Origin of the sequence: Brevibacterium sanguinis (assembly GCF_039528855.1) — a bacterium.
Taxonomy (GTDB): Bacteria; Actinomycetota; Actinomycetes; order Actinomycetales; family Brevibacteriaceae; genus Brevibacterium; species Brevibacterium sanguinis.
On the sequence record NZ_BAAAMB010000004.1, the window covers coordinates 77697 to 91013 of the forward strand.

Genomic DNA, 13317 nt, shown 5'->3' on the forward strand with positions numbered 1-13317 from the left:
ATTGGACATGCGAAGATGCTCCTGCCGACGATAGCACCATGAAGACCCGTTCTCGTCGGATCATCGGCGCCGCCGTCGTGCTCGTCCTCATCGGCATCGGCCTGCTCGCGCTGCGCACCCTGCCCGTCCTCCCCTCGAGCGCGGCCGAGGAGATCGCCGCCGATCTCACCTCCGGCAGCCTCGAGTCCCCGGTCTGGTCGACCGCGGATGCGCAGCAGAGCTTCGATGCGGTCGTCGCTGATCTCGCCGAGGCGGTGCCCACCCGTCGTGTCACCGTGGACTCCGTCGACGGCGGGGTGAGCTCGGCGACGGCGACGCTGCGCTGGGAGTGGGCCGTGCCGACCGGGAGCTCCGACGGTCCCTGGTCGTACACCACCGAGGTGCCGCTGCGCCGCAGCGGTGCGACCTGGGCTGCCGACTTCGCCGAGAGCGTCGTCCACCCCGACCTGCAGGCAGGCCAGGTCCTCGCAGTGACGAGGACACCGGGGACCCGGGGTCGCATCCTCGGGCAGGGCGACGAGGTCCTCGTCTCCGACGGGGAGGTCGTCGATGTCGGGCTCCAGCCGAGCAGACTCGACGATGAGACAGCGACGTTCGACCAGCTCAAGAGGTCCCTCGACGTCGATCCCGGTGAGCTCGCCGACCGCGTCAAGGCCGCCGACCCTGACGCCTTCGTCCCCGTCATCACCCTGCGCCGGGACGACTACGAACTCGTCAAGGGCGCGATCTTCGACCTGCCGGGCACGGTGTTCCGGACCCGCCTGCAGCCGCTGTCGCGGACGAAGGACTTCGCGGCGGCGACCCTCGGCAGCACCGCCCTGGCCGGCCCTGATGAGGTCGCCGCCGAACCCGAAGCGCTGACGCCCGAGTCCTACGTCGGCACGAGCGGCATCCAGCTCCTCTACGACCGGACGCTGCGGCCCACCCCCGGCCTCACGGTTCTCACACGGCCGGGCCCGGGCCAGGCGTCCGACGCAGAGGCGGGGACCGCCGCGGCGCCGGTGCATGAGGTCGCCGGCACCGACGGCGCGGACGTCGAGACGACGATCGACGTCGCCGTGCAGACGGCCGCTGACGAGGCCGCGAAGACAGGGACGAAGCCCACCGCGATCGTCGCGATGCGCCCGAGCGACGGCACCGTGCTCGCGGTCGCCAACGCCGATCCGCAGGGCGCGGCCTGGGACCGGGCACTGACCGGACAGTACCCGCCGGGGTCGGTCTTCAAGGTCGTCTCCGCCTCGGCGATGGTCGGCACCGGCATCGCCCCCGACGCGACGCTCAGCTGCCCGAAGACGACGACGGTCGAGGGCAAGCGCTTCAAGAACGCCGAAGACCACGTCCTCGGCGACGTCGACTTCACCGAGAGCTTCGCCCAGTCGTGCAACACCGCCTTCGTCGACTCCGCGCCCGACGTCACCCCGGCGGCGCTGAGCGAGACGGCACTGGCGCTGGGAATGGGCGAGGTCGACATCGGCACCGACTCGTACATGGCCTCGGTTCCCGAGGTCGACGACACCGTCGAGCATGCGGCGGCGATGATCGGGCAGGGCAAGGTGCTCGCCACCCCGCTGGCGGTGGCGACGATGGCCGCGAGCGTCGCCGCCGGCAGCACCGTCCAACCCCTCCTCGTCCTGCCCGACCGCAGGGACGGCGATGTCCCCGCCCCCGATCAGAAGGCGCTCGCCGAGGTGAAGGCGATGATGCGTCAGACCGTGACCGGCGGCACCGCCTCGGCGCTCGCCGACGTCCCCGGCGGCCCCGTGTACGGCAAGACCGGCACCGCGGAGTACGGCACCGACGTGCCCCCGCGCACCCATTCGTGGTTCGCCGGGTTCCAAGACGACGTGGCGGTCGCCGTGCTCGTCGAGGACGGCGGATTCGGCGCCGAGGCGGCTGTGCCCGTCGCCGACCGCTTCTTCACGGAGCTCAACTCATGAGACATCTGCTGAAGTTCCTCGCCCTGTCCGTGTGCGCCGGCATCGTCGCCGCGGGGCTCGCCATCCCCGCGGCCGGGTCCTCGGTCGCCGCCCTCGATGCGGGAAGGGATCTCTTCGACTCCCTGCCCGCCGAACTCGACGACCGGCCCCTCGCCCAGCCCTCGACGCTGCTGACGGCCGACGGGACGACGATCGCGACCTTCTCGTGGCAGAACCGGGACGAGGTGCCGCTGGAGGAGATCTCGCAGCCGATGCGGGATGCGACGCTCGCGATCGAGGACCGCCGCTTCTACGAGCACGGCCCCGTCGACGTCGAAGGCGTGGCCCGCGCCGTCGCGAAGAACCTCCTCACCGGGTCCCTCCACGGCGGATCGACGCTCACCCAGCAGTACGTGAAGAACGTCCTCATCAATGCCAGCGAGGCCGACGGCGACGAGCAGGGCATCGACCGGGCCAGGGACCGCTCCGGGACGAGCGGCATGGCGCGCAAGCTGCGGGAGATGCGGCTCGCGATCACCGTGGAGAACACGTACTCGAAGGACGAGATCCTCGGTCGCTATCTCAACATCGCCAGCTACTCGGGATCGCCCAACGTCTACGGCGTCCAGGCCGCCGCCCGCCAGTACTGGGGCGTCGACGCCGCCGACCTCACTATCGCCCAGGCTGCGACCCTGGCCGGGATCGTGCGCAACCCCTACGAGTACAACCCGCAGAAGAACCCCGAAGCGGTCATCGAGCGCCGCAACCTCGTGCTCGAGAAGATGGCCGAATACGGATTCATCACCCCCGCCGATCAGAAGGAAGCTGCGGCGTCCGGCCTCGAACTCAAGACGAACATCACCCCCAACGGCTGCGCCTCTGCCGGGGATCTCGCCTACTTCTGCACCTACGTCGAAAGCGCAGTGCTGAGCGATGAGCGCTTCGGGGCCACCGCCGACGAGCGGAAGGAGACCCTGCGCCGAGGCGGTCTGACGATCCGCACCTCCATCGATTCGGCCCTGCAGAAGAAGGCCGTCGAGGCTGTGCGCGCTCGCGTGCCCGTCGGCGATCGGTCCGGGGCGGCACAGGCTCTGGTCAGCGTCGATGTCGCCACCGGAGAGATCCGGGCGATGACCCAGAACACGGAGTACAGCCTCGGCGAGGAGGACGGGCGCGGACGCACCTCGGTCAACTACGCCGTCGACAGTCCCTTCGGCGGCGGCACCGGCTTCCAACCGGGGTCGACGTGGAAGCCGTTCGTGCTCGCCGCGTGGCTGGCCGAGGGTCGCAGCCTCGGCGACACCGTCAACGGCTCGGGGACCAACTACACGGGGTTCTCGACGCAGGGGTGCGACGGCCGCAACTACGCTGCGGCCGGCTACAACCCGCGCAATGCCGGGGACTCCGGCGGTGCGAACGGCGGGATGACCGTGCTCGAGGCGACGAAGAGGTCGGTGAACAAGGCCTACGCGGACATGGCCTCGCAGCTGAACATGTGCGACATCCGCGATACGGCGACCAGCCTCGGCGTGCGACTGGGCACGGGCGAGGAACTGTCGACGGCGACGCTCGCCGACGGCACCGAACAGGTCCTCTATCCGTCCTCGATCCTCGGGACGGTCTCCGTCTCGCCGCTGACGATGGCCTCGGCGTACACGGCGTTCGCCAACCACGGGACGAAGTGCGCACCGCAGGCGATCGTCACCGTCACCGACTCCGCAGGCACGGAGATCCGCGGTTCCGGTGGGAACGAGGGGTGCGCCGAGGTGATCGACCCGACGATCGCCGACACCGTCGCGTATGCGCTCAGTCAGACCTTCGAGGGCGGGACGACGACCAGGCTGCGCATCGGCGCACCGGCGGCGGCGAAGACGGGGACGACGAACTTCGAGGTCGGCGCGAGCTGGCTCGTCGGGTTCACCCGCGGCCTGTCGACGGCGGTGTGGACGGGGGACCCCGAGGGCATGCGGGACTGGCGGCGGAACTCGCGCGGGTCGATGCCGAGGATCGTCTACGGGGAGACCGTCTCGGGTCCGACGTGGCGGGAGTTCATGCGCTACGCGGGACCGCGCGCGGAGACCGGCGGCTTCCCGCGGCCCGCCGGGGCGGGCGCCTCCAGCGGCGGCGCCTCCAGCGGAGGTTCGGACCGGTCGGGGGAGGACTCCTCGGCACGAGATGATGTCGGCCAGCCGGGCGATGCTGGAAAGCCGGACGATGCTGCGAAGTCGGACGATCCGGCGAAACGGGATGACGAGGCAGGGTTGGGAGGGACATGAATCCGCGGTCGATCGGCGGCGCTGTCGGGTTCGGTGTCACTGCGCTCGTCGCCTTCGCGTTCCCCATCGCGATGTTCGCCTTCCTCGGGCTCATCGCGTACTCCGGCTGCTTCATCCGCTGCTCGGGTCAGCCGCAGACGGACTGGGTGGCCACGCTGTCCTACCTCGGCGTCTCCGGCCTCCTCGTCATCGACATCGGACTGTGGGCGTGGGCGGGATACCGGTGGGGCCGGGTGGTGCCGCTCATCATCGCCGCGGTCCCCGTCGTGCTCGCCGGCATCGTCTTCGGCATCGGCACCCTCGCCGGCGGGTTCTGAGACCACGGGAGGGTGCTCGGCCGAGGTGCGGACATGAGCGGAAGTCGTCCACTGAGAAGTCGTCCACTGTTGAGGAGAGAGAAGATGATGTCACTGACACTGCGAACCCGGATGCTGCGCGCTTCGGCCGCGCTGGCCTGCACGAGCGGCCTCATCCTCGCCGCCGGCTGCCAGGAGAGCGGGACGGACAGTGCCGCGGACGGAGCCGATCCCGCTGCGTCCACCTCGACTGGGGTGCCCACGGAATCGGGTGACCGGACCGCTGCGGCCCCAGCCGACGCTGCGGACTCCTCCTTCACGCAGCTCGAAGACGACTTCGATGCCCGGGTCGGCGTCTACGCCGTCGACCTCGACACGGGCCGGGAGGTCGCCTGGCGCGGCGATGAGAGGTTCGCGTACGCGTCGACGATCAAGGCGATGGCCTCGGCGGCGCTGCTCGACGAGGTGGGGACGGACGGCCTGTCGAAGGACGTGGCGATCTCACGCGACGACATCGTCAGCCATTCGCCGGTGACCGAGACGAAAGTCGGGGGCACGATGACGCTCGCCGAGCTCTGCGAGGCCGCGATGACGCAGAGCGACAACGGCGCGGCGAACCTCATCTTCGCCGAGCTCGGGGGACCGGCATCCTTGGATTCCCGCCTCGACGACCTCGGCGACACCGGGACCACGGTCTCCCGCACCGAACCCGGGCTCAACGAAGCGAAGCCCGGGGATCCGCGCGACACGACGACCCCACGCGCCTCGGCGGACAATCTCCGCGAATACGTCTTCGGGGGAGTGCTCAGCGACGACGAGGCGACGACCCTGACCGACTGGATGAAGGCGACCCAGACCGGGGACACCCTCATCCGCGCCGACCTGCCCGAGGACTGGACCGTCGGAGACAAATCCGGCACCGGGTCCTACGGGTCCCGGAATGACCTCGGCATCGTCTGGCCGGGCGACGGCGGGCCGATCGTCATCTCCGTCCTGTCGTCGAAGGATGAGAAGGACGCCGAGGCGGACGACCGTCTCATCGCCCGCGCCGCAGCCGCCGCCGTCGACGCGATCCGGTGAGTCGGCGGGCACCGCGACGACCGCGCGCTCGCTCGGCAGGGGCACCGCCGGACTGTTCGGCGACTGTGCTGCAGGCGCTCTCGGATCTGCATGACCGCCTCGGTGCTGGGCCGCTGACCATTGACGACGGTGAAAATATGTCCGGAAGCCTCCCCTGTGTCCGGGTCAGCTGATAGTCTCAAGCGCGGATCACCTGTAAGGGAAACTTGCCGGCGAGCAACCACCCTGAGTGCACCTTTCCCATGAGCGAACGGAATCAGCGATGTCCGAGTTCGAATCTGAGTCACGCCCCGGCACCGGACAGGAGTCCGGCACTCCCGAGAAGGAGCGCGGACGCCGACGGTCGATGCTCGTCGCCGCCTTCGGCACCGTCGTCGAATGGTACGACTTCTCGATCTTCTTCTACGTCGCGACGACGCTGACGACGGAGTTCTTCGGCGGGCAGGCCGATTCGCTGCTGCTCACCCTCGGCGTCGGCGCCGCCGGCTTCCTCTTCCGACCCCTCGGCGCGATGGTCTTCGGCCACCTCGGCGACCGCGTCGGGCGGAAGCAGGCACTCGTCGTCTCCGCCGTCCTCATGGCCGTCTCGATGCTCGGCATCGCCGTCATGCCCGACTACAACACGATCGGCATCTGGGCGGGCGTGGGCCTCGTCTTCTTCCGCTGCCTCTCCGGCTTCTCCGTCGGCGCCGAGTACACCGGCATCATGGTCTTCCTCATGGAATCGGCCAAGCCCGGCAAGCGCGGCGTCGCCGCGTCCTGGGCGGCGGCGAACAGCGAGGTCGGTGCGCTGCTGGCCGTCGGATCCGGGGCGCTGCTGGCCAACACCCTGTCCACCGAGGCGATGGAGACGTGGGGCTGGCGTGTGCTCTTCGTCCTCGGCGCGGTGCTCGCCGCACTCATGGTGCCGCTGCGCCGGATGATGGTCGAGACGGACACCTTCAAGCGCCTCCAGCAGGCGGAGAAGAAGGACGTCGCCCTCCAGCGGTCACCGCTCATCACCGCGCTCGTCGAACAGCCGCGCGCGATCCTCGTCGCGTTCCTCATCTCCTCGATCGGCTCGGTGAGCTACTTCCTCAACATCACCTACGTCCCCACCTACATCGAAGAGGTGGCGCAGGTGCCGAACTCGGGATCGCTGGCGCTCGGCACCGTCGCCGCGGTCGTCGCGATCGTCGTCACCCCGTTCTTCGGCGTCGCCTCCGACAGGTTCGGACGCAAGATCGCGCTGGCCGGGCTCATGGTCGTCTTCGTCTTCACGACGATTCCCGCCTATGTGCTGCTGAGCAACGACTCGGCGGCCATCGCGATCGGCGGCGCGGCGTTCCTCGCGATTCCCGCCGCCGGCTGGAGCGCGGTGGCCGCGGCGATGATCCCCGAGCAGTTCACCGGAACCAGCCGCTTCTCCGGCATGGCGATCGGCTACAACGTCGCCACCGTGCTCTTCGGCGGGCTCTCCCCGCTCATCGCGACCGCGCTGATGAGCTCGACCGGCATCACGCTGGCCCCGGCGATCTACGCGACGGTCGTCGTCATCGTCGCCGGTGTCCCGGCGCTGCTGCTGGCCCGCAGCATGGGGAACAAGACGCTCGCCGAGGTCGACGCCGACCGCCACCTCGTCCCGGCATAGGACGGGTCGAGGTGGCGTCAGGGTTCTCGCCGCCGAGGTGAGGCGCCCCAGTAATCGGGCCTGGGCCTCGACCTGCGGCCGGCGAGTTACTGCGCGGCGGCCGTAGCCGGCGCATCCTCCTCGGGGGCCCGGTTCCGCTGCCGGCGGCTGAGCACCGTGAGCAGGCCGAGGACGAGTGCCGAGGCCAGGGCCGACCCGCCGAAGAGGAGGAAGTTCATCGACGGTGCGACCCCCTGCATCCCGAGGAGGATGCCCGAGACCTGCGGGGCGAGCACCGCACCGATGCGACCGACGCCGAGCGCCCAGCCCAGGGCCGTGCCGCGCAGATTCTCTGGGTAGTGTGACGCGATCGCCCCGATGATGAGCGACTGGGTGCCGTGGGTGCCGATGCCGGCGAGGACGAGCGCGATGTAGATCGCCGCCGTCGCCGTCGTTCCGCTCATCAGGGAGACGAGCGCGACTCCCGCGACACCCGCGGCGACGGTCGCCGTCGGCAGGATGCCGAACCGGTCCCCAGCCCACGCGGTGAGCACGGATCCGACGACGGCACCTAGGTTGAGGGCGAGGGTGAAGGCGAGGGCCGGACCGAGGTCGGCCCCGGAATCGCGCATGATCTTCGGCAGCTGCGTGCCGAGGCCGTACCACGCGAAGAGCGTGAAGAGGGTGGTGAGGGCGAAGAGGATGGAGAAGGTCAGCCAATGCGGACCGAGCAGGGTGCTGAACCCGGCCTTCCCCCGGCCGGCAGATCCCCGGTCCGCCACCGGCGTGCGCACGGTCGAGGTCTCCGGCAGCACCTTCCAGGCGACGGCGAGCAGGACGAAGGACACGATGGTGATCCAGAACATCGACCGCCACCCGAAGGCCGGGATGAGAGCGAGTCCGGTCAGTGCCGCGATGGCACCGCCGATCGGCACTCCCGACATCATGAGGGTCGCCATCGAGCCGCGCCAGCGCGGCGGGACGAGCTCAGCGGTGAGCGCATTGGCCGACGGCACGAGTCCGCCGAGCCCGAGCCCGGCGATGAGGCGCAGCGCCCCGAAGACGCCGGGGTTCGGGGCGACGGCGCACAGCACGGTCGCGACGGCGAAGACGATGACGCACACGAGGATCGTCTGTCGCCTGCCCAGGGCATCGGCGAGACGACCGGCGACGACGGCGCCGATCATCATGCCGAGGAACGCCAGCGATCCGAGGGTGCCGGCCGATCCCGGCGTCAGCCCCCAATCGGTGGTTTCGATGAGTGAGTTCTGCACGGCGCCGTAGACGATGAGGTCGTACCCGTCCATGACGATGAGAAGCCAGCAGATGATGACAGCTGCCCAGCGGTGCGCTTCACTGCGCACCGGGGCCTTGAGCGTGGTCTCGGTCATGGGTGACACCGTAAGGAGCGTGTGAATCCGATCACGAGACAATTCTGCTCTGCGGAATCTGTGAGTCGGTTACGGTTAGGCTATGCCGCAGCACTTCAGCATTGTCAAACGCCCTGACCATGCCATCGAATCCGTCGACAACGCTCTGCTGCTCATCGATCTGCTGCGCCGTCATCCGCAGGAGGGCGTGCGGGTCGCCGATGTCGCCGACTACCTCGGGGTCGCGCCCTCGAGTGCGCACCGGCTGCTCTCGACCCTGCTCTACCGCGGGTTCGTCACCCGCGGCGCCGCCCGCCAGTACCGGGCGGGACCGGCGCTCGGCGTCGCCGATTCGCAGGGCACCCAATCCGTGCCCGGTCCCGTCCTCGACGTCCTCGCGCAGCTGAGTGCTGACACCGGGGAGACCGTCTCGCTGCTGCGTCGCCGCGGGGTGAGCGTCGAGTTCCTCACGACGGTCGAATCCCGGCAGCGTCTGCGCGTGGGGGAGCGGACCGGGACCGTGCTTCCGGCACGGCTGACCTCGGGCGGCAAGGCTCTGCTCGCCGCCCTCGACGATGCGTCGATCCGCTCGCTCTACGCCGGGGGACGGACCCCGGCCGAACGGCTCGCCGCCCATGATCTCGTCAAGCTGCTCGCGGAGATGACGGACGTGCGCCGCGTCGGCTATGCCCTCAACCTCCGCCAGACCGAGGCCGACATCAGCGCCCTCGGGATCGCCGTGCCCCGTGCCGGGGGTCTGCCGCCGCAGAGCGCGGTGGCGCTCAGCGCGCCCGCGGTGCGGACGAAGCAGCTGATCTCGGAGTCCTCGATCGACCTCGTGCGCCGCGCCTGCGCCGATCTTGCCCGCATCGCGGCGGAGATCGACACTCCGGAGCCGGGGAGCGCAGCAGACAACGACTGACCCATGCAAGCGGTCTCGCCGTCGTGTTCGAGCGCACGGGACTCCACTCGGAGGTCGCGAGCGCATTCCGCGCCGGACAGAATGAGGGGTCGACCCCGGACTAAGCGGCAGGGCGGGATGCGCCGTCGCCGCTCCGAGCGGCTCGCCGGCGACCAGCGAACTCGCGTCGCATCTGTGCGAACCCGGCTGTCATCGCGACGATTCCGAAGACGATGAAGACCGTGCGAACCCACCCGTCGGAATCGGTGAACAGCTGGTTCGGCAGCACGAACAGGAAGGTCGCGCCGACGAAATACCAGACGGCTGTCGACCTCTGATCAGTGTGACCCTTCTTGCTCATCGGGAGTTCCTTCCACTCGTTCCTCGAGAGCCGCAGCTCCGCCGAGCCCGTATCGCTCTGTCCGGCAGTTCCTTCGGCCCTGGTGTCTCTTCGAGTCTAGGAATGACGCCGATGGACCCACATCCCCCAGGCGGGGGAGACCGGCGTCCGTCGCGCGATCGAAATCCGCGATCGCATCCGCATCCCTCGCGCGCAAGTGCACTGATCGCCCTCCCATCTCTCCGTCGCCGCATGAGTTCCAGGAAAGCCTCATCAACCCCAGGACGAAATGGTCAGGCATGCCCGCGCAGAATCTGTCCAGAACGACCTCAGCTCCGCCGCGACCAGTGTGCAACCGGCCCAGCACGGCGCCGCACGCCCGGCCGCCCCGCGCACTGACGCAGTGGGGCGACACATACGCGGTGAACCGACACCTACGCGCCGAACCGACGCGTCCAGTGCTCCGCGCCGCCGTTCTCCGGACGCAGAGTGTCGATCATCGAGTCCGAAATCGACACTCTGCGTCCGCGACTTCGGCAGGGGTACTGGGAGACATGCTTCTTGCGGGTGTACCGCGAAGGCATCCCCATTGGTGCACTGGAGACCTCAACCCGCCCCCGCCACCGCCTCGGCGCTCCCGGCAGATTCCGTCCAGCGGAATTTGCTCCCCTCCGGCCCCTGACGCTCGATAGCCTCGGCGCAGAATCAGCACTGTGGCCGAGGAGGTCCCGATGACGCGCCCTGCACCGACGATGACGAACCCCGATCCCACCGCGGAGGAAGCCGCGGAACTCGACGCGATGTACCAGACGATGGCCGCGGAGAACATGATCCCGCTGTGGACGCAGCTCGACGAGCTCATGCCGCCGACCCCCGCCTCGGCGGCGGTGCCGCACCTCTGGCAGTGGAAGACGCTGCTGCCGCTGGCCGAACGCGCCGGCGACCTCGTGCCCGTCGGCCGCGGAGGGGAGCGCCGCGCGATCGCGCTGGCCAACCCCGGCCTCGGCGGGGCACCGTTCGCCACGCCGACGCTGTGGGCGGCGATCCAATACCTCGGCGGGCATGAGGTCGCCCCTGAGCACCGGCACTCGCAGAACGCGTTCCGCTTCGTCGTCGAAGGGGAGGGCGTGTGGACGGTTGTCAACGGCGATCCCGTGCGGATGTCGCGCGGTGACTTCCTGCTCACCCCGGGCTGGAACTTCCACGGCCACCACAACGAGACCGATCAGCCGATGGCGTGGATCGACGGTCTCGACATTCCCTTCGTCCACTACGCCGACACGTCGTTCTTCGAGTTCGGCATCGACCGGGTCACCGACGAATCGACCCCGGACATCTCCCGGTCCGAGCGGCTGTGGGGCCATCCGGGACTGCGGCCGCTCTCGGGACTGGCGAACACCGTGAGCTCGCCGATCGGCGCCTACCGCTGGGAGCACACGGATCGCGCGCTCACCGAACAGCTGCGACTCGAGGACGAGGGCTTTCCCGCGACCGTCGGCCAGGGCCATGCGGCGATCCGCTACGTCAACCCGACGACCGGCGGGGACGTCATGCCGACGATCCGCGCCGAATTCCACCGCCTCCGCGAAGGCACGAGGACCCCGGTGACCAGGCGCGTCGGCTCCGAAGTCGTCCAGGTCTTCGAAGGACGGGGACGCATCCTCGTCGACGATCGGACGTTCGCGGTGGAGAAGGGCGACCTCGTCGTCCTTCCCTCGTGGTCGGCCGTGAGCGTTGAGGCCGACACCGGCCTCGACCTCTTCGCGTTCAACGACCGCCCCATCATCGAAACCCTGAATTTCGCTCGCACCCACGTCGAAGGAGAACACCAGTGAGACTTGCCACCATCGCCACCGGATCCACCGCCCGCGGAACCGACCCCGCCTCTGCCGCCGCCGTGCTCAGCGGCGATGACTACCTCGTCATCGACGGCTTCACCGACGTCGGCGATCTGCTCGCCACCGAGAACTGGGAGGCCACCGTCGCCGAGGCGCTCGCGAACCCCGCAGCGACCGTGCCCGGTGCCGACGCCGAGGTGCTCCAGCTCATCACGCGCCCGGGCAAGATCATCTGCGTGGGGCTCAACTACCGCAGCCACATCCTCGAGATGGGACGCGACCTGCCCGCATACCCGACGCTGTTCGCGAAGTTCGCCGAGACGCTGACCGGGCCCTACGCCGATGTGCCGTTCGCCCCGGAGGACCCCGAGCTCGACTGGGAGGGCGAGCTCGTCGTCGTCATGGGCAAGCAGGTCCGCCGGGTCGACGAGACCGAGGCGGCCGCGGCGATCGCCGGCTACACGATCGCCAACGACATCTCGATGCGCGGCTGGCAGTTCCGGACGAAGGAATGGCTGCAGGGCAAGATGTGGGAGGACTCGACCCCTCTCGGGCCGGTGCTGACCACCGCTGACGACTTCGACCCCGCCGAGGCGGTGCTCACGACCACCGTCAACGGCGAGGTCATGCAGGAGCACGCGATCGGCGACCTCGTGTTCTCCCCGGCTCACCTCGTCTCCTACATCTCGACGATGATCACGCTCGAACCCGGCGACATCATCCTCACCGGCACTCCCGGCGGAGTCGGGCGGGCCCGTGACCCGCAGGTCTACCTTTCCGTCGGCGACGAGGTGACCGTGTCGATCGACGGGATCGGGCAGATCGCCAACCGGATCGTCGACGCGGACGCCCCGGGCGCCGCCGGCGAATCCCGCCTCGCCACCGCAGGCAGCACGGCCGACGCAGGCTGAGGACCCATGGTCGCCAGACACGATCTCACGACTGACCCCGAACTCCGGGACGAGCTGCTCACCGTCCGCCGCGGCACGGCGTTCTTCGCCCGGAAGGTCACCGAGCTCTCCGACGCCGACTTCGACGAGCCGAGCCTCCTGCCCGGCTGGGCGCGGCGCCACCTCATCGCCCACGTCGGGTACAACGCGCGGGCGCTGATCCGCCTCGTCCAGTGGGCGAACACGGGCGTCGAGACCCCGATGTACGACTCGCCCGCGGCCCGCGATGCCGAGATCGACTTCGGGGCGACCCTGCCCGTGCGCGCACTGCGCCACCTCAACGACCACGCCGCCATCAGCCTCGATGTCGAATGGCGAGACAGCCCGGACGCGGCGTGGGAGGCGACGGTGCGCACCGCGCAGGGACGGGAGGTCCCGGCCCGGGAGACCGTGTGGATGCGCACCCGGGAGGTCTGGCTCCATGCCATCGACCTCGCCAACGGCGCCCGCTTCTCCGACGTCCCCGAACCCGTGCTCGCCCGCCTTCTGCGCGACATCACGGGCACCTGGCGGGCTCGCGGCACCGATGCGGGCCTCGTTGTCGCGGTCGACGGGTGGGCAGACCGCCTCGGCGACCTCGAGTCCGAGGACCCGGCGATCGTCAGCGGGGAACTGCCGGACCTCGTCCGCTGGGCATCGGGCCGCGGTGACACCGGAGTGACGTCATCGACGGGAGAGATCACGCCGGCGCCGAGGTGGCTGTAGCCGTCGTCGACGACAGCGCAGTCATCATCGCCCGCC

The 13317-nt window shown here is 69.6% G+C and carries 11 protein-coding genes; 9 read left to right on the forward strand and 2 right to left on the reverse strand.

Annotated features, from left to right (window positions below; translation table 11 throughout):
• Positions 1-38: 38 nt before the first annotated feature.
• From ABD154_RS04450 to ABD154_RS04470, 5 genes are all read left to right on the forward strand, one after another.
• A complete protein-coding gene (locus ABD154_RS04450; RefSeq protein ID WP_344250326.1) occupies positions 39-1937 on the forward strand; it encodes a penicillin-binding transpeptidase domain-containing protein in 1899 nt (632 codons plus the stop codon).
• Positions 1934-4192: a transglycosylase domain-containing protein gene (locus ABD154_RS04455; RefSeq protein ID WP_344250328.1), complete on the forward strand. Its 2259-nt coding sequence runs from the start codon at positions 1934-1936 to the stop codon at positions 4190-4192. The genes ABD154_RS04450 and ABD154_RS04455 overlap by 4 nt, the downstream gene beginning before the upstream one ends.
• Complete coding sequence (locus ABD154_RS04460) at positions 4189-4509, forward strand: hypothetical protein (protein ID WP_344250330.1); 321 nt, start codon at positions 4189-4191, stop codon at positions 4507-4509. The genes ABD154_RS04455 and ABD154_RS04460 overlap by 4 nt, the downstream gene beginning before the upstream one ends.
• Positions 4510-4593: 84 nt before the next feature.
• A complete protein-coding gene (bla, locus tag ABD154_RS04465; protein WP_344250332.1) occupies positions 4594-5568 on the forward strand; it encodes a class A beta-lactamase in 975 nt (324 codons plus the stop codon).
• 262 nt (positions 5569-5830) lie between these two features.
• Positions 5831-7198, forward strand: coding sequence for an MFS transporter (locus tag ABD154_RS04470; RefSeq protein WP_198499961.1), 1368 nt, complete (start codon positions 5831-5833; stop codon positions 7196-7198).
• An 86-nt stretch (positions 7199-7284) separates the two neighbouring features.
• Here ABD154_RS04470 and ABD154_RS04475 read toward each other — a convergent pair whose 3' ends face one another.
• Positions 7285-8568, reverse strand: a complete 1284-nt coding sequence (locus tag ABD154_RS04475) for an MFS transporter (RefSeq protein WP_344250334.1) — start codon at positions 8566-8568, stop codon at positions 7285-7287.
• An 82-nt stretch (positions 8569-8650) separates the two neighbouring features.
• Here ABD154_RS04475 and ABD154_RS04480 point away from each other — a divergent pair, with 82 nt between their 5' ends.
• Positions 8651-9469 carry an IclR family transcriptional regulator gene (locus ABD154_RS04480; protein ID WP_344250336.1) on the forward strand — a complete coding sequence of 273 codons (819 nt, stop codon included), beginning with the start codon at positions 8651-8653 and terminating at the stop codon, positions 9467-9469.
• 100 nt (positions 9470-9569) lie between these two features.
• Here the strand turns inward: ABD154_RS04480 and ABD154_RS04485 are convergent, their stop codons facing one another.
• Positions 9570-9809 (reverse strand): hypothetical protein, encoded by a 240-nt coding sequence (locus tag ABD154_RS04485; protein ID WP_344250338.1) that lies wholly within the window; start codon positions 9807-9809, stop codon positions 9570-9572.
• A 710-nt stretch (positions 9810-10519) separates the two neighbouring features.
• Here ABD154_RS04485 and ABD154_RS04490 point away from each other — a divergent pair.
• From ABD154_RS04490 to ABD154_RS04500, 3 genes are read left to right on the forward strand one after another with little or no spacing between them, the layout of a single operon-like run.
• The gene (locus ABD154_RS04490) at positions 10520-11623 is read left to right on the forward strand and encodes a cupin domain-containing protein (protein WP_344250340.1); all 1104 of its coding nucleotides are present in this window, start codon (positions 10520-10522) and stop codon (positions 11621-11623) included.
• A complete protein-coding gene (locus ABD154_RS04495) occupies positions 11620-12537 on the forward strand; it encodes a fumarylacetoacetate hydrolase family protein (RefSeq protein ID WP_344250342.1) in 918 nt (305 codons plus the stop codon). The genes ABD154_RS04490 and ABD154_RS04495 overlap by 4 nt, the downstream gene beginning before the upstream one ends.
• A gap of 6 nt (positions 12538-12543) precedes the next feature.
• Complete coding sequence (locus tag ABD154_RS04500; protein WP_344250344.1) at positions 12544-13281, forward strand: maleylpyruvate isomerase family mycothiol-dependent enzyme; 738 nt, start codon at positions 12544-12546, stop codon at positions 13279-13281.
• Positions 13282-13317: the final 36 nt, after the last annotated feature.

Coding starts and splice junctions, on each gene's coding strand:
- ABD154_RS04455 (WP_344250328.1), top strand. CDS start 1,934: ATGAGACATCTGCTGAAGTTCCTCGCCCTGTCCGTGTGCGCCGGCATC.
- ABD154_RS04480 (WP_344250336.1), top strand. CDS start 8,651: ATGCCGCAGCACTTCAGCATTGTCAAACGCCCTGACCATGCCATCGAA.
- bla (WP_344250332.1), top strand. CDS start 4,594: ATGATGTCACTGACACTGCGAACCCGGATGCTGCGCGCTTCGGCCGCG.
- ABD154_RS04475 (WP_344250334.1), bottom strand. CDS start 8,568: ATGACCGAGACCACGCTCAAGGCCCCGGTGCGCAGTGAAGCGCACCGC.
- ABD154_RS04460 (WP_344250330.1), top strand. CDS start 4,189: ATGAATCCGCGGTCGATCGGCGGCGCTGTCGGGTTCGGTGTCACTGCG.
- ABD154_RS04485 (WP_344250338.1), bottom strand. CDS start 9,809: ATGAGCAAGAAGGGTCACACTGATCAGAGGTCGACAGCCGTCTGGTAT.
- ABD154_RS04500 (WP_344250344.1), top strand. CDS start 12,544: ATGGTCGCCAGACACGATCTCACGACTGACCCCGAACTCCGGGACGAG.
- ABD154_RS04490 (WP_344250340.1), top strand. CDS start 10,520: ATGACGCGCCCTGCACCGACGATGACGAACCCCGATCCCACCGCGGAG.
- ABD154_RS04470 (WP_198499961.1), top strand. CDS start 5,831: ATGTCCGAGTTCGAATCTGAGTCACGCCCCGGCACCGGACAGGAGTCC.
- ABD154_RS04450 (WP_344250326.1), top strand. CDS start 39: ATGAAGACCCGTTCTCGTCGGATCATCGGCGCCGCCGTCGTGCTCGTC.